20 protein-coding genes are annotated in these 22,917 nt (G+C 69.7%); 15 read left to right on the top strand and 5 right to left on the bottom strand.

Annotation, left to right across the window (positions count from 1 at the left end):
• The first annotated feature begins 2 nt into the window (after positions 1-2).
• Both HBB12_RS30670 and HBB12_RS30665 read left to right on the top strand, forming a co-directional pair.
• Positions 3-1,082, top strand: a complete 1,080-nt coding sequence (locus HBB12_RS30670) for an S-methyl thiohydantoin desulfurase family protein (protein ID WP_236993452.1) — start codon at positions 3-5, stop codon at positions 1,080-1,082.
• Positions 1,079-2,623: a hydantoinase/oxoprolinase N-terminal domain-containing protein gene (locus HBB12_RS30665; protein WP_236993451.1), complete on the top strand. Its 1,545-nt coding sequence runs from the start codon at positions 1,079-1,081 to the stop codon at positions 2,621-2,623. The genes HBB12_RS30670 and HBB12_RS30665 overlap by 4 nt, the downstream gene beginning before the upstream one ends.
• A 112-nt stretch (positions 2,624-2,735) precedes the next feature.
• Here HBB12_RS30665 and HBB12_RS30660 read toward each other — a convergent pair whose 3' ends face one another.
• Positions 2,736-3,008, bottom strand: coding sequence for a ribbon-helix-helix domain-containing protein (locus tag HBB12_RS30660; protein ID WP_236993450.1), 273 nt, complete (start codon positions 3,006-3,008; stop codon positions 2,736-2,738).
• A 338-nt stretch (positions 3,009-3,346) separates the two neighbouring features.
• On the opposite strand from HBB12_RS30660, the gene HBB12_RS30655 reads away from it, so the two are divergent.
• The 8 genes from HBB12_RS30655 to HBB12_RS30620 all read left to right on the top strand — a co-directional run bounded on the left by HBB12_RS30655 (position 3,347) and on the right by HBB12_RS30620 (position 12,963).
• Positions 3,347-4,291 (top strand): ABC transporter permease, encoded by a 945-nt coding sequence (locus HBB12_RS30655; RefSeq protein WP_236993449.1) that lies wholly within the window; start codon positions 3,347-3,349, stop codon positions 4,289-4,291.
• Positions 4,288-5,178, top strand: coding sequence for an ABC transporter permease (locus HBB12_RS30650; protein ID WP_236993448.1), 891 nt, complete (start codon positions 4,288-4,290; stop codon positions 5,176-5,178). Before HBB12_RS30655 ends, HBB12_RS30650 begins: the two co-directional genes overlap by 4 nt.
• A gap of 23 nt (positions 5,179-5,201) precedes the next feature.
• The gene (locus HBB12_RS30645) at positions 5,202-6,788 is read left to right on the top strand and encodes an ABC transporter substrate-binding protein (RefSeq protein WP_236993447.1); all 1,587 of its coding nucleotides are present in this window, start codon (positions 5,202-5,204) and stop codon (positions 6,786-6,788) included.
• Positions 6,789-6,849: 61 nt separating this feature from the next.
• Complete coding sequence (locus HBB12_RS30640) at positions 6,850-7,851, top strand: ABC transporter ATP-binding protein (RefSeq protein ID WP_442919397.1); 1,002 nt, start codon at positions 6,850-6,852, stop codon at positions 7,849-7,851.
• Positions 7,848-8,933, top strand: a complete 1,086-nt coding sequence (locus HBB12_RS30635; RefSeq protein WP_236993446.1) for an ABC transporter ATP-binding protein — start codon at positions 7,848-7,850, stop codon at positions 8,931-8,933. The genes HBB12_RS30640 and HBB12_RS30635 overlap by 4 nt, the downstream gene beginning before the upstream one ends.
• Before the next feature lie 23 nt (positions 8,934-8,956).
• Positions 8,957-10,591: an amidohydrolase gene (locus HBB12_RS30630; RefSeq protein ID WP_236993445.1), complete on the top strand. Its 1,635-nt coding sequence runs from the start codon at positions 8,957-8,959 to the stop codon at positions 10,589-10,591.
• 21 nt (positions 10,592-10,612) lie between these two features.
• Positions 10,613-12,061, top strand: coding sequence for an amidohydrolase family protein (locus tag HBB12_RS30625; RefSeq protein ID WP_236993444.1), 1,449 nt, complete (start codon positions 10,613-10,615; stop codon positions 12,059-12,061).
• A gap of 104 nt (positions 12,062-12,165) precedes the next feature.
• Complete coding sequence (locus tag HBB12_RS30620; RefSeq protein WP_236993442.1) at positions 12,166-12,963, top strand: IclR family transcriptional regulator; 798 nt, start codon at positions 12,166-12,168, stop codon at positions 12,961-12,963.
• Positions 12,964-13,379: 416 nt separating this feature from the next.
• On the opposite strand, the gene HBB12_RS30615 is transcribed toward HBB12_RS30620, so the two are convergent.
• The gene (locus HBB12_RS30615; protein WP_236993441.1) at positions 13,380-13,895 is read right to left on the bottom strand and encodes a helix-turn-helix domain-containing protein; all 516 of its coding nucleotides are present in this window, start codon (positions 13,893-13,895) and stop codon (positions 13,380-13,382) included.
• Positions 13,896-14,169: 274 nt separating this feature from the next.
• Positions 14,170-15,081 carry a helix-turn-helix domain-containing protein gene (locus tag HBB12_RS30610; RefSeq protein WP_236993440.1) on the bottom strand — a complete coding sequence of 304 codons (912 nt, stop codon included), beginning with the start codon at positions 15,079-15,081 and terminating at the stop codon, positions 14,170-14,172.
• Between the two features lie 250 nt (positions 15,082-15,331).
• Here HBB12_RS30610 and HBB12_RS30605 point away from each other — a divergent pair, with 250 nt between their 5' ends.
• The 5 genes from HBB12_RS30605 to HBB12_RS30585 are packed head-to-tail and all read left to right on the top strand — an operon-like array spanning position 15,332 to position 20,341.
• Positions 15,332-17,041 (top strand): FAD-dependent oxidoreductase, encoded by a 1,710-nt coding sequence (locus HBB12_RS30605; RefSeq protein ID WP_236993439.1) that lies wholly within the window; start codon positions 15,332-15,334, stop codon positions 17,039-17,041.
• A 48-nt stretch (positions 17,042-17,089) separates the two neighbouring features.
• Complete coding sequence (locus HBB12_RS30600) at positions 17,090-18,319, top strand: ABC transporter substrate-binding protein (protein ID WP_236993438.1); 1,230 nt, start codon at positions 17,090-17,092, stop codon at positions 18,317-18,319.
• Between the two features lie 30 nt (positions 18,320-18,349).
• A complete protein-coding gene (locus HBB12_RS30595) occupies positions 18,350-18,685 on the top strand; it encodes an NIPSNAP family protein (protein WP_236993437.1) in 336 nt (111 codons plus the stop codon).
• Positions 18,686-18,722: 37 nt separating this feature from the next.
• Entirely contained in the window at positions 18,723-19,568 is an 846-nt protein-coding gene (locus HBB12_RS30590; RefSeq protein ID WP_236993436.1) for an SDR family NAD(P)-dependent oxidoreductase, read from the top strand.
• Positions 19,565-20,341 carry a glucose 1-dehydrogenase gene (locus HBB12_RS30585; protein WP_236993435.1) on the top strand — a complete coding sequence of 259 codons (777 nt, stop codon included), beginning with the start codon at positions 19,565-19,567 and terminating at the stop codon, positions 20,339-20,341. The genes HBB12_RS30590 and HBB12_RS30585 overlap by 4 nt, the downstream gene beginning before the upstream one ends.
• A gap of 228 nt (positions 20,342-20,569) precedes the next feature.
• Here the strand turns inward: HBB12_RS30585 and HBB12_RS30580 are convergent, their stop codons facing one another.
• Both HBB12_RS30580 and HBB12_RS30575 read right to left on the bottom strand, forming a co-directional pair.
• Positions 20,570-21,625, bottom strand: a complete 1,056-nt coding sequence (locus HBB12_RS30580) for an alcohol dehydrogenase catalytic domain-containing protein (RefSeq protein WP_236993434.1) — start codon at positions 21,623-21,625, stop codon at positions 20,570-20,572.
• Entirely contained in the window at positions 21,622-22,857 is a 1,236-nt protein-coding gene (locus HBB12_RS30575; protein WP_236993433.1) for an ABC transporter substrate-binding protein, read from the bottom strand. Before HBB12_RS30575 ends, HBB12_RS30580 begins: the two co-directional genes overlap by 4 nt.
• Positions 22,858-22,917: the final 60 nt, after the last annotated feature.

Raw genomic sequence — 22,917 nt, 5'->3', positions numbered from 1 at the left:
TCATGATCCGCGAATTCGAGCCCGAGGAGATCGCGCCCCTCGGCATCGGCGCCTGGATCCTCGGGACGGGCGGCGGCGGCAGCCCGTACCTCGCCGAGCTCAACCTCAGGACGCTCTACGCCGAGGGCAAGCGCTGCCGGCTGATCGACCCGCGGGCGCTCGACGACGACGACCATGTGGCGGTCGTGTCGAAGATGGGCGCGCCGCTCGTCGGCCAGGAGCGGCTCGTCGATCCGGCGCATCTCGCCCGCGCCGTCCGGCTGATGGAGGAGGTCACGGGCAAGCGGTTCCGCGCCGTGATGAGCGTCGAGATCGGCGGCGGCAACGCCGTCTCGCCGTTCCTGGCGGCGGCGCATCTCGACATCCCGGTGGTCGATGCCGACGCGATGGGGCGCGCCTATCCGGAGGCGCAGATGACGAGCTTCGCCATCGGCGACCTCCGGATGTACCCGCTGACCCTCGTCGATTGCCGGGACAACGAGGTGGTGGTGGCCCGCGCCGCCTCCTGGACCTGGATGGAGCGGATCTCCCGCAAGGCCTGCACCGAGGTCGGCTCGACCGCCGCGACCTGCAAGGCGCCCCGCACCGGGCGCGAGGTCAAGCAATGGGGCGTCCTCGACACCGTCACCAAGGCGACCGGCCTCGGCCGGGCGGTGCTCGAGGCGCGGGCCGCCCACGCCGACCCGGTCGCCGCGGTGGTGGCGCATGAAGGCGGCAAGGTCCTGTTTCGCGGCAAGATCGGCGACATCGACCGCACGGCGACGGGCGGCTTCCTGCGCGGCTCGGCCCGCATCGACGGGCTCGGCGACGATGCCGGCAGCCGCATGGAACTCGCCTTCCAGAACGAGTGGGCGGTCGGCTTCCGGGACGGGGTGCCGGTCGTGATGACCCCGGACCTGATCTGCGTCCTCGACACGGTCTCGGGGGAGGCGATCGGCACCGAGACCGCGCGCTACGGCCAGCGCGTGACGGTGGTGGCCTTGCCCGCACCCGACATCCTCCTGTCGCCGAAGGGCCTCGCCCATGTCGGCCCGCGGGCCTTCGGCTACGACATCGACTTCACCTCGGTCTTTTCATCATGAAGCGCATCGGCATCGACGTCGGCGGCACCAACACGGATGCCGTGCTGATCGACGGCACCCAGGTCCTCGGCGCCGTCAAGACGCCGACCACCGCCGACGTGATGTCGGGGGTGCGCGCCGTCATCCGCGACCTCGGGGCGGCGGTCCCGCTCGCGGGGATCGACGCCGTGATGATCGGCACGACGCACTTCACCAACGCGGTGGTCGAGCGCGCCCGGCTCGAACGGGTCGGGGCGATCCGCATCGCGCTGCCGGCGGCCCGCTCCCTGCCGCCGACGGTGGACTGGCCGGACGACCTGCGCGACGCCGTCGATCCGCTGTCGGTCATGGTGGCCGGCGGCCACGAATATGACGGGCGCGAGCTGGTGCCCCTCGACCGCGCCGCGATCCGGGATGCGGCGTCCCGCATCCGCGACGCCGGCATCACCTCGGTCGGCGTCACCGCCCTGTTCTCGCCGCTGACGGCCGTGTGCGAGGAGGAGGCGGCAGACATCATCCGCGACGTGATCCCGGGGGCGAGGGTGACGCTGTCGCACACGCTCGGCCGCATCGGGCTTCTCGAGCGCGAGAACGTCACGCTGCTCAACGCCGCGCTGCAATCCCTCGGCCTGCGGACGGTGGCGGCCTTCGAGGAGGCGCTCGCCGCGTCGGGCATCGCGGCGCCGTTCTTCCTGACCCAGAACGACGGCACCGTCGTGCTCGCGGAGGTGGCGGCGGCCAACCCCGTCCACTCCTTCGCCTCGGGCCCCACCAACTCGATGCGCGGCGCCGCCTTCCTGTCGGGCCGCGACGGCGCGATGGTGGTGGATGTCGGGGGCACGACCAGCGACGTCGGTTCGCTCGTCAACGGCTTCCCGCGCGAGGCTAACAACGTCGTGGCGATCGGGGGCGTGCGCACGCTGTTCCGCATGCCCGATCTCCTGCCGATGGCGCTCGGCGGCGGCACGATCATCGATCCCGTGTCGGGCGCGATCGGGCCGCGCTCCGTCGGCTACCGCATCACCGAGAAGGCGCTGGTCTTCGGCGGCGACACGCTGACGGCGACCGACATCGCGGTGGCGGCGGGCCGTGTCGAGATCGGCGACCGCGACCGCGTGCGCCACCTCGATCCCGGCTTCGTCGCCCTGATGCTGGCGCGCATCGCCGGGATGGTCGAGGAGGGCGTCGACCGGATGAAGAGTTCGGGCGGCGCGACCGAACTCGTCGCGGTGGGCGGCGGCGCCTTCCTGATTCCGGACCGGCTCGAGGGCGTCAGCGAGGTCGTGCGCGTCGCCCATGCCGGCGTCGCCAACGCGCTCGGCGCCGCGATGGCGCAGATCTCGGGCGAGGTCGACCAGATCTTCTCCGACCTCTCCCGCGACGCGGCACTCGCCGAGGCGCAAGGAATCGCCGAGCGCCGGGCGGTCGAGGCCGGGGCCGAGCCCGCCAGCCTCAAGGTCATCGAGGTCGAGGACATCCCGATCGCCTACCTGCCCGGCGGGGCCCGCCGCGTCCGCGCCCGCGTCGTCGGCGACGTGCGGGAGCGGGCGACCGTCGCCTGAGGGAGGATGCAGCGCGACCGGCGGCGAAGCGCTCGGTCTGCGTCAGCCCGAACCACTTCAGGCCGAACGGGAAGATGTCGAGCAGGTCGTCTTCGGCCCATCCAGGCGGTCGCTACTCACGCAAGCTGCCGCGGGCGCGGGCGCGGGCGATGTCCTTCGCCTGCGTGACGATGTCATCGATACTGCGCGGGCCGACGCCGCTCGCCTTCGCGTCCGCGACGAGGCTGCGCAGTTCTTCGATGCTGATCTCCTGCATGCGACGCTCGCGGTCACGGCGAACGAGGTCGCGCACGTCATCGCTCGAACTGGCGTAATCGCCGTTCGTGATCTGAGCCTCGACCCACGCCTTCATCGGATCGGGCGAGGATACGGTCATGGTTGCCATCGTTGCCTCCTCCCTCAAGGCGACCAAAAATATGAAGTAATCACAATAGTTCATATGCGACGCCGCCGGGACGCCCGCCCGATGGGAACGCCAAATCGTATTGTTGAGCAATACGATCGAAGCGTCCATCGCGACGAATGGCTTGAACCGGGGCCATTCCCTGTTACCCTGGCCTAGACCTTGCAGGTCCCTTGACGGATTAAGCCACTCGCGGGAGGGCTCACATGACCGGGCTCAGGGACGACACGGCATCGAACGGTCCATGGACCGCCGGAGACCCGCCGGCGCCGCGGGACGGTCGGCGCCGGCCGGCACGGGCACGGGGATTCTAGCCGCCGATGCTCCGCACGATCCTGCAACGGCTGCTCCTCGCCGTCCCGGTCCTCCTCGGCGTGCTGCTCGTCGGATTCCTGTTGATGCAGGTCGTGCCCAACGATCCGGCGGTGGTCCGCGCCGGGCCGACGGCGACGCAGGACGTCATCGAGGCGATCCGGCACGATCTCGGCCTCGACCAGCCGCTCTGGATCCAGTTCATGATCTATCTCGGGCGACTGCTGCGGGGTGATCTCGGCGTCTCGATCATCAACAACATGCCGGTGATCGAGGAACTCGGGAACACGATCGGACCGACGCTCGAACTGATGCTCGCCTCGCTGATCTGGTCGGTGCCGCTCGGCATCCTGCTCGGCACGGTCGGCGCCTACTGGCGCGGCCGCTGGCCCGACCGGCTGGTGGTGGCGGCCTCCGTGGCCGGCGTCTCGGTGCCGGTCTTCCTGCTCGGCCTTGGCCTCGTCTGGCTCCTCGGCTTCCACTGGCAGCTCCTGCCCTTCACCGGCCGTACCGGGCCGCTCTGGACCTGGGAGGGCCTCTTGGGCGTGATCCTGCCGGCAGTGACGCTCGGCGGCGTCTTCGTCGGGCCGGTCGCCCGCATGACCCGCAGCTCCGTCCTCGACGTGCTGGGGGCCGACCACGTCCGCACCGCGCGGGCGAAGGGCCTGACCGAGCGGGCCGTGGTGCTCCGCCACGCGCTGCGCAACGCGCTGATCCCGGTCGTCACCCTGATCGGTCTGCAGATCGGCTTCCTGCTCGGCGGCGCCGTCGTGGTCGAGACGATCTTCAGCTGGCCCGGCATCGGGCGGCTCGCCGTCGGCGCCATCCTGTCGAGCGACGCGCCGATGGCGCAGGGCACCATCATCGTCCTGTCCGCCGGCTTCATCCTCATCAACCTGATCGTCGACGTGCTCTACGCCTTCCTCGATCCCCGCATCCGGGAGGCCCGATGAGCAATCCGATCGCGCTCACGCCCGAGGCGAGCCCGCACGCCGCCTTCGCGGTCACCGCGCGTCCCTCCGTCCTGCGCTTCCTCCTGCGCGAGCCGGCGAGCGCCGCGGCCCTGGTCGCCGTCGCGCTGCTCGTGCTCGCGGCGCTCCTCGCGCCCTGGCTCGCACCGACCGATCCTTACGCGGGCGACCTCGCCAACACGCTCAAGGCCCCGGGCGACGGCTTCCTCCTCGGCACCGACGGGCAGGGGCGCGACATGGTCACCCGGCTGCTGTTCGGCCTGCGGATGACGCTCGCAATGAGCAGCATCGCCGTCGTCATCGGCTGCGGCCTCGGCGGCCTCGTCGGGTTCGCGGCGGCCTATTACCCGCGCGTCTCCGGCCTGCTGATGCGCCTGATGGACGTGCTCCTGTCGTTCCCGGCGATCCTGTTCGGCCTCGCGTTGACGGCGATCGTCGGGCCCGGCCTCACGGCGGTGCTCGCCGCGCTCTCGATTGCCACCATCCCGCTGATGGCACGGGTGGTGCGGGGGGCCGCGATCGTGGTGCTGCAGCAGGACTACATCGAGGCCGCCCGGGCGATCGGCATGGGCGACGGCCGTATCCTGACGAAGTACGTCCTGCTCAACTGCCTGTCGCCGATCTTCGTCTTCGTCACCCTGCGCTTCGGCCAGGTGATCCTGCTCGGCTCGCTCCTGTCCTTCATCGGGCTGGGCGCACAGCCGCCGACGGCCGAACTGGGCGCCATGGCGTCGGACGGGCGCAACTTCCTGTTCTTCGCCCCCCACGTCTCGGTCCTGCCGAGCCTGCTGATCTTCGTCGTCGTGCTCGCCTTCAACGTGCTCGGCGACGGCCTGCGCGACGCCCTCGACCCCCGGATGCGCCGCTGACGATTCGAGAGGATGGATCTTTGATGACGATGTTCGCGCGGACCGCCCTGGCGGCCGGCCTCTCGCTGCTCGGCCTCGTCCCGGCTCTCGCCCAGACGAAGGCGCCGCTCACCATCCTGCGGGTCATCGACGCCGACCGCTACGATCCCGTGCGCTCGACCGCGACCGCGGCCTCCGAGATCCTGTTCATGCTGGCCGACACGCTGGTCAGCCTCGACTTCGATATGAAGACGGTGAAGCCATTCCTGGCCAAATCCTGGACCCGGTCCGAGGACGGCCGGACCTACACCTTCGACCTGCGCCAGGACGTGAAGTTCTGCGACGGCCGGGCGATGACCGCCGAGGACGTGGTCTACTCGCTCAAGCGCTGGATCGATCCGGCCACCCGCTCGCCGGTCGCCAACCGCGCCGGCAAGGTGAAGGACATCCGCGCCACCGACGACCACACGGTGGTCTACGAGCTGCAGGAGCCGTTCAGCGACCTCCTGTACCAGCTCACGCAATCCTTCGGCTCGATCGTCGACAAGAACACGGTCGAGAAGCTGGAGCAGAATTTCGGCGTCCAGGGCTTCAATGCCACCGGGCCGTATTGCTGGGTCAGCTGGACGCCGCGCCAGGACCTCGTGATGAAGAAGAACCCCTATTACATCTGGGGGCCGCCGATCTACAAGAACCCGAAGCCCGAGATCGACCAGATCGTCTGGAAGGTGGTGCCCGAGGCCAACACCCTGATGGCCGCCATGCAGGCGCGCCAGGCCGACATCACCTACTACCCGCCGCTGTTCTCGATCGACACGATGCAGCGCGTCCCGGGCCTGAAGGTGCAGCAGCAGAAGGACTACATCTACGACGTCTTCTTCGCCTTCCGGGTGAACAAGCCGGTCTCGAGCGATCCGGCGATCCGCCGCGCCGCCAACATGGCGGTCAACAAGGACGCGATCGCCAAGGCGGTCTATTTCGGCCACGGCACGCCGCTGCACTCGCTCTTGAGCCCGACCGTGCTCGACTACGACGCCAAGGCGGCGACGCTGATGCCGAAATTCGATCCTGCCGGCGCCGCCAAGGTCCTCGACGAGGCCGGCTGGACGCCCGGGCCGGACGGCATCCGGGTGAAGGACGGCCAGAAGGCGAGCTTCCTAGTCTACGGCATCCGCGACGACCAGAACCCGCGCATCTCCGAGGCGATGCAGGCCGACCTGCGCAAGGTCGGCATCGACATGCGGATTCAGCTCTGGGACGCGACCGTCGCCTGGGGCAAGCTCGCGACGCAGGAATTCGACGCCTTCATGCTGTCCTATCCCTACGGGACCGCGACCGAGGCCCTGAGCCTCTACTTCAAGAGCACGCAGGCGCCGACGCCGAACCGCATGAACTGGAAGGACGAGAAGACCGACGGGCTCATCGACGCCGCCGCGACCGCGACCGACCCCGCCAAGCGCCGGGAGGCGAATGCCGAGACGCAACGCCTGCTCACCGCCGCCAATGTCTGGATCCCCCTCGTCACGCGCCAGCTCTGGGTCGTGTCGGGCGACCGCGTCGAGGGCGTGCGGCCGCACGGGCTCTACGGCGCCGGGCTCTACAAGGGCCTCGACCTGAGCCTGAAGCGGTAGGGGAGCCGATCCGTTGCCTCTCGCCGCCGCCCGCCCGACCTCGATCCCGGCCGAACCGACGATCACCCCGCGCGGCACCCCCGCACCGGCGCCGATCCTCGACATCCGCGACCTCGTCACGACCTTCGCGACGCCGCGGGGCGCGATCCGTCCCGTGGACGGCGTCTCGCTCTCGGTGCCCGCCGGGCGCACGCTCGGCATCGTCGGCGAGAGCGGCTGCGGCAAGAGCATGCTGTCGCTCTCGCTGATGGGGCTCGTGCCGGCGCCCGGGCGGGTGACCGGGGGCTCGATCCGGCTCGAGGGGCGCGAGCTCGTCGGGATGGCACCAGGCGAGTTCCGGCGCTTGCGGGGCAGCCGCATCGCGATGATCTTCCAGGAGCCGATGACGAGCCTGAACCCGGTCCACACGATCGGCTATCAGATCGTCGAGGCCCTGGCGGGCCACGAGAAACTGCCCGCCCGGGCGCTCAAGGAGGCGGCGATCGCGGCTTTGCGCCAGGTGCGCATCCCGGCGCCCGAGCGGCGCTTCGACGAGTATCCCCACCAGCTCTCCGGCGGCATGCGCCAGCGGGTGATGCTCGCCATGGCGCTCGCCTGCCGCCCGGCGCTCCTCATCGCCGACGAGCCGACGACGGCTTTGGACGTGACGATCCAGGCGCAGATCCTCGACCTCCTGCGCGAGCTGCAGGCCGAGACCGGCATGTCGATCATCCTGATCACGCACGATCTCGGCGTGGTCGCAGAGGTCGCCGACGAGGTGGCGGTGATGTATGCCGGCCGCATCGTCGAGCGCGCGCCGGTCGCGGCGATCTTCGACGATCCCCAGCACCCCTACACGATCGGCCTCATGGGCTCGATGCCGCGGATGGAGGACGAGCGCGACCGGCTCGTGGTGATCGGCGGCACCGTGCCGCCGCCCTTCGCGCTACCGGCGGGATGCCGGTTCAACCCGCGCTGCCCCTTCGCCGAGGAGGCATGCCGCTCCGGCTACCCGCCGCTCGCCGATCTCGCGCCGGGACACACCGTCGCCTGCTGGAAGGCCCCCGTGGAGGCGAACGGATGACGCCGCTCCTCGAACTCGACGCCGTATCGAAGCACTACCCGGTGCATCGGGGACTGATCCTGCGCCGGCAGGTCGGCACTGTCGGGGCGGTCGACGGCGTGTCGCTGCGCATCGCCGCCGGCGAGACGCTGGCGGTGGTGGGCGAGAGCGGCTGCGGCAAGTCCACCCTGGCGCGGCTCGCGTTGCGGCTGATCGAGCCGAGCGGCGGCGCGATCCGCGTCGAGGGCCGCGACGTCACCCGCGACGGACGGGCGGCGTTGCGGCCCCTGCGCCGGCAGATGCAGGTGATCTTCCAAGACCCGTTCGCGAGCCTCAACCCGCGCATGTCGGTCGAGGAGATCCTGGCCGAGCCGATGCTGGTCCACGGCATCGGCGACGCCGCCTCCCGGGCGGCCCGGGTGCGCGAGTTGCTCGGCCTCGTCGGCCTCGCGAGCTACCACGCCGACCGCTTCCCCCACGAATTCTCCGGCGGCCAGCGCCAGCGCATCGGCATCGCCCGGGCGCTGGCGCTCAAGCCCCGGCTGATCGTCTGCGACGAGCCGGTCTCGGCCCTCGACGTCTCGATCCAGGCGCAGGTGGTGAACCTGCTCAAGGACCTGCAGGCGGAGTTCGGCCTCGCCTACCTGTTCATCTCGCACGGGCTGGCGGTGGTGAAGCACATGGCCGACCGGGTGGCGGTGATGTATCTCGGCCAGGTCGTCGAGACCGCCCCGGCAAAGGCGCTCTACGCCGCGCCGCGCCACCCCTACACGCAGGCGCTGCTCGCCGCCGCTCCGGTGCCGGATCCCGCCCACCGTCACCAGCGCCCGACGCTCGGCGGCGACGTGCCGAGCCCGATGAACCCGCCCGCCGGGTGCCGCTTCCACACCCGCTGCACGTTCGCGCAGGCCCGCTGCCGCGAGGAGGCGCCGGCGTTGCGGCCGATCGGACCGGCGCACGAGGCGGCCTGCCACTTCGCCGAGACGATCCCGGCCTTCACCCGCTTCGGTGCCGGCGAGCGCCATCCGCGGCTCCAGGCCCGGCTGGCGCTCTACGAGCGGAAGCGCGCCGCGATGATCGCGGCCGAGACGAATGCGGCGTGATCCGACAGGAGGCAGAGAGACAGATGGCGGCGTTCCCGAAAGCCGAGACGATCCTGACCAACGGCCGCGTCTTCTGCGGGCTCAAGGAGGGCATGGCGGAGGCCGTCGCGCTCTGGGCCGGCAAAGTGCTGGCGACGGGTTCCGCGGCCGAGCTCGAACCGTTGATCGGGCCCGGCACCCGCGTGATCGACCTGCGCGGCCGGCTCGCGACGCCGGGCCTCTACGACGCCCACATGCACCTCCTGCCCTACGGGCTCGGCATGCTGGACGTCGACGTGACGCCGGCGGCAGCCCGTACCCTCGACGATCTCCTCGGCAAGATCCGGGCGCGGGCGAAGGCGCTGCCGCCGGGCCGCTGGATCCTGGCGCGGGGCTACGACCAGTTCGAGCTCGACGTGAAGCGGCATCCCCTTCGCGAGGAACTCGACGCCGTCGCGCCCGATCACCCGGTCTCCCTCGTGCGCGCCTGCGGCCACGTGACGATCGCCAACTCGATGGCGCTCCGGCTCGCCGGTATCGACGAATCGACCCCGGTGCCGCAGGGCGGCGCGATCGAGCAGCAGAACGGCCGCCTGACCGGGCTCCTCGCCGAGACCGGCCGCGACCGGTTGAAGGCCGTTCTGCCGGCCCCGACCGACGAGGACCTGGTCGCAGGCATCGAGCGGGCGGGCGAAGCGTGCCTGTCCTACGGCATCACCAGCGTCATGGATGCCGGGGTCGGCATGCGCGCGGGCTACCGCGAGGTGGCCGCCTACCGCAACGCCCAGCGAAGCCTGCGCCTGCCGGTGCGGGTGAACCAATGCCTGCTCGGCGGGCCCGGCGGCATCGTCGAGCAGGCATTCGCGGACGGCGTGATCACCGGCACCGGCGACGACATGCTCCGCGTCGGCCCGGTCAAGATCTTCACCGACGGCAGCGCCGGCGGGCGCACCGCCGCCATGTCTCAGGCCTATCTCGGCGAACCGGAGACGCACGGGCTGTCGCTCCTGACCGACCCGGAGATGGACGCCTTCGTCGCCGACTACCACGCCAAGGGCTACCAGCTCGCCGTCCACGCGATCGGCGACGCGGCGATCGAGCAGACGCTCGACGCCTTCGAGACGGCGCTGACGGCGATGCCCGACCCGGCGCGACGCCACCGCATCGAGCATTGCGGCTTCAACAGCTCAGGCCAGATCGACCGCATGGTGCGGCTCGGCGTCGAGCCGGTGCCGCAGCCGGTCTTCATCTACGATTTCGGCGATCTCTACGTCTCGGTGCTGGGCGAGGCGCGGGCCGCGGCCTCCTACCCGATGAAGACCTGGCTCGATCACGGCCTCGCGGCGGCGGCCTCCAGCGACGCGCCGGTCTGCGACATCGATCCGTTCCCGAACCTCTACACGATGCTCACCCGCAAGACCTCACGCGGCACGGTCATCGGTGGGGACGAGCGGCTGTCGCTGCCCGAGGCGCTGCACGCCTACACGGCGCTCGGGGCGTACGTGAACAAGGCCGAGGGGCATCGCGGTCGTCTCGTGCCGGGGCTGGCCGCCGACATCGCGGTGTTCTCGCGCGACATGACGAAGGCCGCGCCGGACGAGATCCTGTCCGATACGCGCTGCGACCTCGCCATCCGCGGCGGCACGGTCGTCTACGACCGCGGCGGCGAGGCCGCCTGACAAGAACAGGGGAGGGGACCCGTGACCGAATCCACTGGCGCGACGCACTACCGGAACTGCGACTGGATCGTCGCCTGGGACGCCGAGGCCGGCTCCCACATCTACCTGCGGAACGCCGACCTCGCCTTCTCGGGCAAGGACATCGTCTTCGTCGGCAAGAATTATGACGGCCCGGTCGCGACCGAGATCGACGGCGCCGGTCTGATGCTGATCCCGGGCTTCGTCGACATCCACTCCCATCCCGGCCACGAGCCCGGCTGGAAGGGCATGCTGGAGGAACTCGGCAGCGCCAAGCTCGGCCAGAGTTCGCTCTACGAGTTCATGCCGGTCTTCAACATCGGGCCGGGTTACGCCAGGCACGCAAGGCGCGTCGCCGTCTCGGAACTCCTGAAGAGCGGCGTCACGACGATCTGCGACCTCGGCCAGCCGACCCCCGACTGGCCCGAGCATTACGCCGAGACCGGGATCCGGGCCGTGCTCTGGGCGATGTTCCGCTCCGGGCCGTGGAAGACGACGAACGGCCACTCGGTCGAGTACGACCTCGACCCGGCCCGCGGCGACCGCGCCTTACGCGAGGCGATCGACCTGATGGACGAGGCCGGCCGCCACCCGAGCGGGCGCATCTCGGGCCTGCTCTGCCCGGCCCAGATCGACACGGTGACGGAGGGCCAGATCCTGGAGGCGCTCGCCGCCGCCCGCGACCGCGGCCAGCCGATCCAGATCCACGCCGCCCAGAGCGTCGTCGAGTTCCAGGAGATCCTGCGCCGCACCGGCGAGACGCCGATCGGCTGGCTCGACAAGATCGGCGCGCTCGGGCCCGATCTCGTCATCGGCCACGGCATCTTCCTCAACGACCATCCCTGGCTGCACTTCCCGCACGCCGACGACTTCGCGCGCTTACGCGACAGCGGCGCCGCCGTGGCTCACTGCCCGGTGGTGTTCGCGCGCCGCGGCATCGCGCTGAACTCGCTCGGCCGCTACGTGGAGGCCGGCATTCCCTGCGGGATCGGCACCGACACCTTCCCGCACAACATGCTCGATGAGTTGCGCATGGCCTGCTACGCCAGCCGCATCCGGGCCGGCAGCTACACCGGCGCGACCACGGCCCAGGCCTTCACGGCCGCGACGAGCGGCGGCGCCGACCTGATCCGGCGGCCCGATCTCGGCCGGCTGGCCAGCGGCTGCAAGGCCGATTTCGCCGTGATCGACATGAGCAACCCGTACATGCAGCCCGATTACGAGCCGTTGCGCAGCCTGATCTACTCGGCCAACGACCGCGCCGTGCGCGACGTCTACGTCGACGGGGTCCAGGTCGTTCGCGACGGCGCGGTGACGACCTTCGACATCGCCGAGGACATCGACATGCTGCGGCGCGGCCAGGCGGAGGTCATCGCCGGGGCCCCCGGCCGCGACTGGGCCGGGCGCAGCCTGGAAGAGCTGTCGCCGCGGGTGTTCCCGGTGCGGAGCTAGGGCCGGCCGGACGCGGGGTCACATCGCTCGCCGATACGATCGTCTTGCTCTCGTGAGCGCCCGATGGTGTAGAACGGCCGCTCACGCGAGGGACGGCTGAGCGCATGCGAACGGACGACGAGGCGGACGGGGGAGCGGATCCGCGGGGCGGGGTCGACGACCGGCTGTTCCTGCAATCGGTGGCGCGCGCGCTCGACGTGCTCGAGGCCTTCGCCGCCAGCCCGCACCCGATGTCGCTCGGCGAGCTGGCCGAGGCCGCGGGGACGAACAAGAGCGCGGCCCAGCGCATCGCGCAGACGCTGCTTGCCCGCGGCTATCTCGATCGCGGCCGCGACGGCGGCCTCGTCCCGGGCCGGCGCATCCTCGACCGTTCCTTCGACTACCTGCGCACCAATCCGCTCATCGAGCGGGCGATGCCGGTCCTCGTCGACTTGCGCAAGGTCGCCAACGAGCGCGTCGATCTGAGCCTCTTCGACGACCTCACGACGATCTATGCGGTGCGGCTGCAGAGCAAGCGCGAGACGTTCTACGCCACGCTCGCCGGCCGACGCGTCCCCACCTTCGCTTCCTCCGGCGGGCGCGCCTGCCTGGCGCAGCTGCCGGACGGGACGGTCGACGACATCCTGGCGCGCTCGGACCGCAGGCCGCTGACGCGGAAGACCCTGACCGAGCCGGCGAAGATCTGGCGCAAGGTGAAGGAGGCGCGCCGCGACGGCTACGCCTTCGCCACCGAGGAGGCGCTGATCGGCGAGGTCGTTCTCAGCGCCGCCGTGCTCGCCGACCCGGGCCGGCCGCTGGGCGCGGTCCACATCGCAGGTTCGCTGAGCGAGTGGTCGACCGAGGATTTTCGCAAGCGGTTCGCGCCGCTGGCGATCGAAGCGGCTCGGGCGCTGAGCGGGTAGGGTCCGGAGCCGATCCGCGGGATCGAGTGAAGGGCCGGCGAGGCGCGAGGCTGCGTAACATCTCCCGACGGTGAATCGATCTCCGTAACCGGCTCTGTACGATGCCGAATCAGGCGCCTGCAACAATACAAGCGAGCTACGGGCGATTTATTAAATTTGATTTATATGAATATTATCGGGTGCCATATTTTTGCTGAAATATTTTTGAAGTCGGAGATATTTGATCGGCAAATATAACATGTTCTGCATGCATCTCTTTATAGTTGCACCCTATTGTCTATTTACAGATAATATTTTGATTGGTTGATAAATTAAAATATCACAGAATATAATAAAAAATAAAATTTACTATATAATATTGCAGTAGAGAATTAATACAATCTATTTTGACGATCAAAGGAGAGGATGCAGTGATATCATCTCAACCCCAAGCATCCCGGAAGCGGTGGTTCCGCCAATATGACACTTCCCATAGTCCGAGAAACCGCCCCCGTTCCTCGTGACATTCGCATAAGGCGCATGGCGTTCTTTACTCCGAGCCAGATGCGCTGGACACTGGTGTGAGAGAGGCCGTGGCGTTTGGCGATCAGGCGCGAACTCCAGTGCGTGGCACCCTCGGGCCTGCGCTCCCGGGTGTCGAGGACCAGGGCTTCGACCCGAGCGTCGTCGATGCGGCGGGGTGCGCCGCTGCGGGGCTGGTCGCAGAGCCCCTCGACACGGTCACGCAGGAAGCGGTTGCGCCACTTGCCGACGGTCGCCGGGTCGAGGGCGAGATCGGCGGCAATCGCTTCGTTGGAGGCGCCCTCGTCGGCCAGCAGCAGGATGCGGGCACGCATGGCTAGGCCTTGCGCGGTCTTGCGACGCCCGGCCCACTTCTCAAGGGCGTCACGCTCGGACGGGCGCAGGTTCACCGCAGGCAGGGGACGAGGCATCGGAGCCCTCCGTAGCAGGATCTTCCCCTACGACGTTCGTCACCGAACTTGAGTGCCGGGACACTAAGCAGACTTGCGTTGGCAGGCCAACGCTTCGTCCGCTTAGATCCTTGTATTATCGCAGATTTTATCCGCAAAACCGGCGGCCACTTTTGCGAAATCTGCTTAGGGCAGCGCCCGATTGCAACGTGATCGGGCGCTGCCCTAGACGAGGGGGATTCGGGAGATCGATTGCTCTCGCCGAGCAAGGACCCTCTTTCTGTCCGCAGACGGCCTATAAGGCTTGGGCCGTGGCCCGCGACGCACGGAACGCTTGCGGCGTCTCGCCGATCTTCTTCTTGAAGACGCGTGAGAAGTATGCCGGATCGCGGAAGCCGAGGGCGTGGCTGATCTCGGCGAGCGGCAACGTGGTGTAGATCAGCCAGCGCTGTGCCTCGACCAGGACACGGCGCTGGATCAGCACCTTGGGCGGCTGTCCGAACCGACGCTGGCAGGCGGCGAGCAGCCGGTCCTCGGTCACGGCGAGCTGCCGGGCGTAGTCGGACACGGCTTGGACCGTGCGAAAATCCTGTTCGACGAGGTGCTGGAAGCGGGCGATCAGCGCGGCCTCCGCCGATCTCGGTGCGTCCTCCCGGCCCTGCGCGTCCACCAGACGGGCCGCCGCCACCAGGATCCGGATCAGCCCGGCCTCGATGGCGAGCATCCGGGCCGGAGCCGACCACAGGAATTCCTGCGACAGATCGGTGAAGGCGCCGGAGAGCCCGGCCACCGCCTCGGCCTCCAGGCGGCCGATGCAGGCCGCCCGGCGCAGGAGCCGGTCGATGGCCGCCTCGCCCCGGGCAACGTCCATTGCCATCGAGTCCGCCACGGTGACGACCCATCCGTCGGTGCCGGCCACGAAGTCGAAGGCGTGGATCGCCCCCGAAGGGACGACCAGCAGGGCCGGCGGCGTGATCGGGAAATGCTCGGCCTCGGCACGCATCACGCCACCGCCCTGCGTGACGAGCAGGATTTGGTGCAAGTCCGCATGGGCGTGGGGCGCGATGGTCCAGTGGTGCCGGCCGCTGCGCAAGCGGATCGGCTCGACGTGCAGGAAGCGCGCCTCGACGCTCTGGACCGGCTCCCCGTAGAGAAGAAAGCGCTCGACCGGCGCGGCCTGTCCGGATTCCCGTCTCGTCTGCGCCATCCGCCCCCTCCCGGACACGCCGCGGCCCGCGCGGGAAAAGTGCAATCGAACGCGGCATCTGTCCATTGTGCCCTGCGGGCCATCCGGTAGCCTCCGTGCATGGTCCTCGCGAGGCGTCAGAGCTTGCGAGAGACGGGAGGCAACAGGCGGAGAGTTGAGGGCGCGACGCGCCCGATGCCACGGGGTCCGGGCGGTCGAACCGCCGGTCCCGCGCATCCCGGCTCCGCAATACCCGGGAGAGGATGAAGCCATGCCGCCCCAGGCAGCCAGCGATCTCGCTTGCGACGTGCTCGTCGTCGGCTCCGGTGCCGGTGGTCTCGCGACCGCGATCACGGCGCGGAAGCGCGGCCTCGACGTGCTGGTGATCGAGAAGGAGCCGTTCTTCGGCGGCACCACCGCCTTCTCGGGTGGGGTTCTGTGGGTGCCGGGCAACCCGCACGCGGAGCGCGCCGGTCTGTCCGACACGCGCGAGGCTGCCCGGACCTATCTGCGCCACGAGGCCGGCAACGCCTACGACGAGGCGGCGGTCGAGGCGTTTCTCGACGCGGGCCCGCGCATGATCGAGTTCTTCGAGCGCGAGACCGAGGTCAAGTTCGTACTCTCGGGCTATCCCGACTACCATCCGGACGCGCCGGGCGGCGCCAAGGCCGGCCGCTCGGTCACGGCGGCGGCGTTCGATGCACGCAAGCTCGGGCGCGAGATCGCCCGGCTGCGCCCGCCGCTCGAGACGATCACCTTCATCGGAATGATGTTCAATTCCTCGAACGAGGATTTGAAGCATTTCTTCCGGGCGACCCGCTCGCTGACCTCTGCGGCTTACGTGGCGCGCCGCCTCGCCCGGCATCTCAAGGATCTGGCGATCCACCGCCGCGGCGTCCAGATCACCAGCGGCAACGCGCTGGCGGCGCGGCTCGCCAAGACCGCCTTCGACCTCGGCATCCCGATCCGGACCGGCACCGCGGCCGAGAGCCTGAGCGTCAGCGACGGGCGGGTGACCGGAGCGGTGGTGCGCGATGCGGAGGGTGAGCGCCGCATCGCGGCCCGGCGCGCCGTGGTCCTGGCTTGCGGCGGCTTTCCGCACGACCGGGAGCGGGTCTCCGAGGCCTATCCCCACGTCAAGCGCGGCGCCGAGCACCTGTCGCCGACGCCGTCCGGCAATACCGGCGACGGCATCCGCCTCGGCGAGGCGGCCGGCGGCGCGTTCGAGATCCGGATGGCCAACGCGGCGGCCTGGATGCCGGTGTCGCGCGTGCCCCTCGGCGGGGGGCGCACGGGGGTCTTTCCCCACCTCGTCGACCGGTACAAGCCCGGCGTCGTCGCGGTGAACCGGCACGGGCGGCGCTTCACCAACGAGGCGAATTCCTACCACGACACCGGCGCGGCGATGATCCGCGACGGCGAGGGGGTGGATGCGACCGCGGCCTGGCTGATCTGCGATCATCCGACGATCCGCAAATACGGCCTCGGCTACGCCAAGCCGGCGCCGGTCCCGATCGGCCGATATGTCCGCAACGGCTATCTCGTCTCCGGCCGGACATTGCCCGAGCTCGCGCAGGCCGCGGGTATCGATCCGGACGGGCTCGTCGCGACGGTCGATCACTACAACCGCGGCGCCGCGCGCGGCGAGGACCCCGCCTTCGGTCGCGGCTCGACCGCCTTCAACCGCTTCCTCGGCGATGCGGAGCATCGGCCCAACCCCAACGTCGCGCCGATCGTGAAGGGGCCGTTCTACGCCCTCAAGCTGGTCATGGGCGATCTCGGCACATTCGACGGCCTGCGCACCGATACGGTCGGACGCGTGCTGCGCCCCGATGCTCATCCGGTCGCGGGCCTCTACGCGGTCGGCAACGACCGGGCCAGCATCATGGGCGGCGCCTATCCGGGGGCCGGGATCACGCTCGGGCCGATCATGACCTTCGGCTTCATCACCGGACACCACCTCGCGGACGAAGCGGCCTGACAGAAGCCGCCCGCGCATCACCAAACGACGAAGAATGGAGGAGACGCCATGACCCTCGACCGCCGCACTTTCGTGCTCGCCGGGCTCGCCATGATGCCCGCTTCCCTGAGCCGGGCGCAAAGCACCAACACCATCCGCATCGGCGTCATCACCGACATGTCGGGTGTCTACCGCGACGTCTCGGGGCCGACCACCGTCGCCTGCGTCCAGCAGGCCGCCGACGAGTTCATGGCTCAGACCCCCGATATCAAGGTCGAGATCCTCACCGCCGACCACCAGAACAAGCCGGATGTCGGGCTGACCATCATCCGGCAATGGTTCGATCGCGGCGGCGTCGACCTGATCGAGAATGTCGGCAACAGCTCGATCGCGCTCGGCTCGCGCGGCATCATCGAGGAGAAGAGGAAAGCGGCGCTGATCACCACCGCCGGCAGCTCGGATCTCACCGGCAAGAGCTGCAGTCCGAACTGGGTGCACTGGTCGTGGGATTCCTGGTGCCTCGCCCACTCGACCGCCACGTCCCTGGTGCGGGTCGGCGGCGACAGGTGGTTCTTCATCACCGCCGATTACGCCTTCGGCCACGCGGCCGAGGCGGACGCGTCCCGCTTCGTCAAGGCCGCCGGCGGCAAGGTGCTCGGCGCGGTGCGCTATCCCCTCGGCAGCACCGCGGACTTCTCCTCCTACCTGCTCCAGGCCCAGAGCAGCGGCGCCAACGTCATCGCCTTCGCCAATTCCGGCAGCGAGCTGATCGCCTGCCTCAAGCAGGCGCAGGAATTCGGCATCGAGGGCAGCGGGGTGCGACTCGCCGCGATGGTCGGCTACGTCACCGACGTGCTCGGCATGGGGCTGCCGGTGGCCAAGGGCCTGTCGCTCACCGAGACCTTCTACTGGGACCTCAACGAGCGGACCCGCGGCTTCACGAAGCGCGTCAAGCCGCGGCTTGCCGCCAACGTCCTCCCCAACATGAGCCAGGCCGGCGATTATGCGGGGGTGCTCCACTACCTCAAGGCGGTCAAGGAGCTCGGCGTCGCGCAGGCCAAGGCCGACGGGCGGGCGGTGATCGAGCTGATGAAGCGGATGCCGACCGACGACGACGCCTTCGGGGCGGGCCGCATCCGGGCGGACGGGCGCAAGATCCACCCGGCCTACCTGTTCGAGGTGAAGAAGCCGGAGGAGAGCCGGGGCGCGGGCGACGTCTACAAGCTCGTCTCGACCATGCCGGCCGACGAGGCCTTCCGGCCCGAAGCGGATGGCGCCTGCCCGCTCGTCCGCTCCTGATTCCCGCTCGAGACCCGTGAGGACACCTTCATGACGCTCGATGCGGCAATCGTCGACCTGCGCACCTACACCATCCGCCTGCGCGGCATGGCCGAGTTCCTCGACGTCTTCGACCGGCTCGCGATGCCGGTGCAGCTGAAGTATCTCGGCGCCCCGCTCGGGATGTTCACGAGCGCGGTCGGTCCCCTCAACCAGGTCGTCCACCTCTGGGGGTTCGACGATATGGGCCAGTTCGAGGCACGCCACGCCGCCCGGGACCGGGACCCGGACTGGCCGGCCTATCTCCAGGCCTCCGCCCACCTGATCACCGCCCAGGAGAACCGGCTGATCCGGAGGGCGGTCCTGCCGTCCCTGGCCGAGCGGTGATCGCCGTGCACGCATCCTCACGCGGAGCATTCGCACCATGAGCGACAGGGATTTCGACTGGCTGGACCTGCGGGACCGGGTCTGCGTGGTCACCGGCGCCGGAGGCGGGCTCGGGCAGGCGATCGCGCTCGGCTTCGCCCGGGCGGGCGCCCGCCTCGTCCTCCTCGACCGCGAGGCCGGGGCGATGGCGGGGATCGCCGCCGAGGTCGAGCGATGCGGCGCCGAGGTGCTGGCGCTGGCCTGCGACGTGACCGACCCGGACAGCCTCGAGGCCGCCGCGGCGCGGGCACGGGCGCTCGGGCCCTGTGCGGTGCTGGTCAACAACGCCGCGCTGATGCGTCCCGCACCCCTGGAAACCCTGCCGCTGTCCGAATGGAACGCGCTCCTCGCGGTCAACCTCACCGGCTACTTCCTATGCGCGCAAACCTTCGGGCGGCCGATGCGGGAGCGAGGCGGCGGCGCCATCGTCCACGTCGCGTCGATCTCCGGACGCCACCCCCAGGGCTTCAGCGGCGCCTACAGCGTCAGCAAGGCCGGCATCGTGATGCTGTCGCGCCAGCTTGCCACCGAGTGGGGAGGGGCCGGCATCCGCAGCAACGTGGTCAGCCCCGGCCTCGTGGTGACGCCGCTGAGCCAGTCCTTCTACGACGCTCCCGGCGTGCGTGAGCGCCGCGGCGCCGTCGTACCCCTCGGCCGCATCGGCACGCCCGACGATATCCGCGACGCGGTCCTCTTCCTCGCCAGCGACCGGGCCGCCTACGTCACCGGCGACGAGATCACGGTCGATGGCGGCTTCGGCCGCGTGCTGATGAACCTGATCCCACGACCGGGCTTCGAGGCCGGCGCGTCGTCCGGCGGTGTCCCGCAAGGGAGCGCACCATGACCCAGGCCATCCGCACACCCATTGCCCTGATCACGGGAGCCGCGGACGGCATCGGCTGGGCGATGGCCCGGCGCTTCGCCGCGGCCGGCTGCCGGGTCGCCCTGGCCGATCTCGACCGCGACCGTGCCGCTGCGCGAGCGGCGGAACTCGGAGCCCATCATCTGGCGGTGGGGGCCGACGTCGCCGACGAGGCCTCGGCGATCGCGATGGTCGAGGAGACCGTCTCGCGCCTGGGCGGGCTCGACATCCTGGTGAACAACGCAGGCATCGGTGACAGCCACAAGCCGACCCTGGAGCAGGACCTCGCGTCCTTCGACAGGATCCTGCGCGTCCACCTCGACGGCACGTTCGTGGCGTCGCGGGAAGCGGCCCGCGTGATGGAAGGGCAGGGCGGTGCCATCCTGAACGTGAGCTCGATCGCCGGGCTGACCGGCCTGCCGCGGCGCAACGCCTACGGGGCGGCGAAGGCCGGCATCGTCGCGATGACCAGGAGCATGGCCTGCGAATGGGCCGGGGCGGGCATCCGCGTCAATGCCATCGCGCCGGGCTATGTCGGCACTGCGCTGGTCGCCAGGCTGGTCGAGGCGAGCCGCATCGACCGCGGGCGGCTGGAACGGCGGATCCCCCTCGGCCGCCTCGCCGATCCGGCCGAGATCGCCGAGGCGGCATGGTTCCTGTGCTCTCCGGCGGCGTCGTACGTGACCGGCGCAGTCCTGAGTGTCGATGGCGGCTGGAGCGCCTACGGTGATGCCGGCGATGCGTCGCTCATCTGAACAGCCTGACGAAGTGCCGACCTCGTGTCGACGTCGACCCGAGACCCATATGATTTCCGCATCGCGAAACGATCGGTCAAAAACCGTGGGATATGAGGAAATCGTAACGATACACTGCCTCAACGATCGTTGGTATTACAGGCATCCTTTCTATGCCGTCGCCCTATATGACGACGACTTGCAATCGCTCAGGGCAAGAATCCGCTGCCGTCGCAATCGACGATCGAATCAGATCTTGTTTGACAAGACGAGACGTCCGGCAACCGATCCGGCCTCGAGACGCCGCATCGCGGCCTCTGCCTGATCGAGGGGGATCGTCTCGGTTTCGACGAGGGTCAGGCCGTGCCTCCGCACGAGGTCGACGAGGTCGCGCAACTCGCCAAGATTACCGACATAGGAGCCCGTCAGCGTCAGGGCGCGCAACGGCAGGAGCGGCAGCGGCAGCGAGATCTCGCCGCCGAACATGCCGACCGTGATCGAGCGTCCGCCCCGCCGCAAGGTATCGATGGCGAAGCGCGCCGTCTCGGCATTGCCGACGAAATCGATCGCTGCCGCAAGCCCGTTCTCGAGGCCGAGGAGGGCCGTGCGTGCGCCGGGATCGACAGGGTCGAGGACCAGGTCGGCGCCGAGCGACAAGGACCGTGCACGCTTGCCGGGCGCCGTGTCGGCAACCGCGATGCGGGTGTGGCCGAGCGCCCGCGCGAGGCGCAGGGCGCTCTGCCCGAGGCCGCCGGCGCCGATCAGCAGCAACCAGTCCCGCGCGGGATCGACACCGACCTTGCGCAGGGCGGAGAAGGCGGTCAGCCCCGAACAGGCGAGTGTCGCGGCGGAGGAGGGCTCGAGGTCCTCGACGTCGATCAGGTAACGGGGATGGGGGACCACGACCTTCTCGGCGAAGCCGCCCGGCCGGTGCACGCCGAGGCAGCGCCCGGCGGCGCACAGGTTCTCCTCGCCGGAGAGGCAGCGGTGGCAGCTGCCGCAGCCGATCCACGGGAAGACGAGGACCCGCCGGCCGATCCCGACGGTGCCCGCCTCGGGTCCCGCCGCGGCGATGCGGCCGAGGATCTCGTGGCCGAGGGTCACGGGCGGTTTCACCCCGCGCTCGGCGAGGCTCAGGCGCCGCCCGCCGCCAAGGTCGTAATGGCCCTCGCGCAGATGCAGATCGGTGTGGCAGACGCCGCAGCGCTCCAGGTCGAGCATCACCTCGCTGCCCTGCGGGACGGGATCGTCCTCGACCAGTGTACAGAGCGGGCGGCCGAATTCGGTGACGGCAAAGCGCTTCAAGGCTGCGTCTCCTTCGCCGTGCGCACCAGCGGGCAGCCGCCCTCGGCGAGTGGGCGGAACGCCTCGTCGCCGGGGATGCGGCGTACGAGCTTGTAGAGGTCCCACTCGCCCGTCGATTCCGCCGGGGTCTTGGCCTGGAAGAGGTACATGTCGCGGATCACACGCCCGTCGGCGCGCAACGTCCCGCCATGGGTCATGAAGTCCTCGATCGGCGTGCGGCGCATCTGCGCCATCACGGCATCCGGGTCCTTGCTGCCGACCGCCTTCACGGCCTTCAGGTAGTGCAGCGCGCCGCTATAGGCGCCGGCCTGGGTCATGCTCGGCATGCGCTTCATCCGGGCGAAGAACCGGCGCGACCACGCCCGCGTCGCCTCGTCCTGATCCCAGTAGAAGGCTTCCGTCAGCAGCAGGCCCTGCGCCACCTTGAGGCCGAGGGAGTGGACGTCGCTCAGGAAGGCGATCAGCGCGACGAGCTGCATCGAATCGGTGAGGCCGAATTCCCGCGCCTGCTTGATCGCGTTCGTCGTGTCGGTGCCGCCATTGGCGAGACCCAGGATCTTCGCCTTCGAGGCCTGTGCCTGGAGCAGGAAGGAGGAGAAGTCCTGCGTGTTGAGGGGCGCGCGCACCGCGCCGAGGACGCGCCCGCCGCTCGCCTTCACCACCGCGGCGGTATCGCGCTCCAGCGCTTGGCCGAATACGTAGTCGGCGGTGAGGAAGTACCAGTCGGTGCCGCCTTGGCGCACCACGCTCGAGCCGGTGCCCTTGGCCATGGCATAGGTGTCCCAGGTCCAATGCGCCGTATAGGGCGAACAGAACTTGCCGGTGATGTCGGAGGAGCCGGCGCTGGTGACGAGGGCGATCTTCTTCTTCTCGTTGGCGAGGTTCATCACCGCGAGGGCCATCGCGGAGGAGGGCAGGTCGGTAATGACGTCGACGCCTGAGTCGTACCATTGCCGGGCGATGTTGGCGGCGACGTCCGCCTTGTTCTGCCCGCCGGCCGAGACCACCTCGACGGGCCGACCAAGCACGCCGCCGCCGACATCCTCGACCGCCATCCTCACCGCCTCGACGGCGCCCAGGCCCCCGATATCGGCGTAGGTGCCCTCCAGATCGACGAGGACCCCGATCTTGACCGGGCCCTGGTCGGCGGCCCGTGCCGGGAGGGCGAGGCCGGCTGCGAGGCACGCGGCCGTGAGCCCTCGACGCAGGCCCTTCCATCGTATCCCTGTCATCGTGGTGTCTCCTCCCTGAAGGTCGAGGCCCGCGGCGTGTTCGCCGTCGGGCCGTGGCGT

Source organism: Methylobacterium sp. SyP6R (assembly GCF_019216885.1).
GTDB lineage: Bacteria > Pseudomonadota > Alphaproteobacteria > Rhizobiales > Beijerinckiaceae > Methylobacterium.
This window is presented reverse-complemented; position numbering and strand designations above follow the sequence as displayed.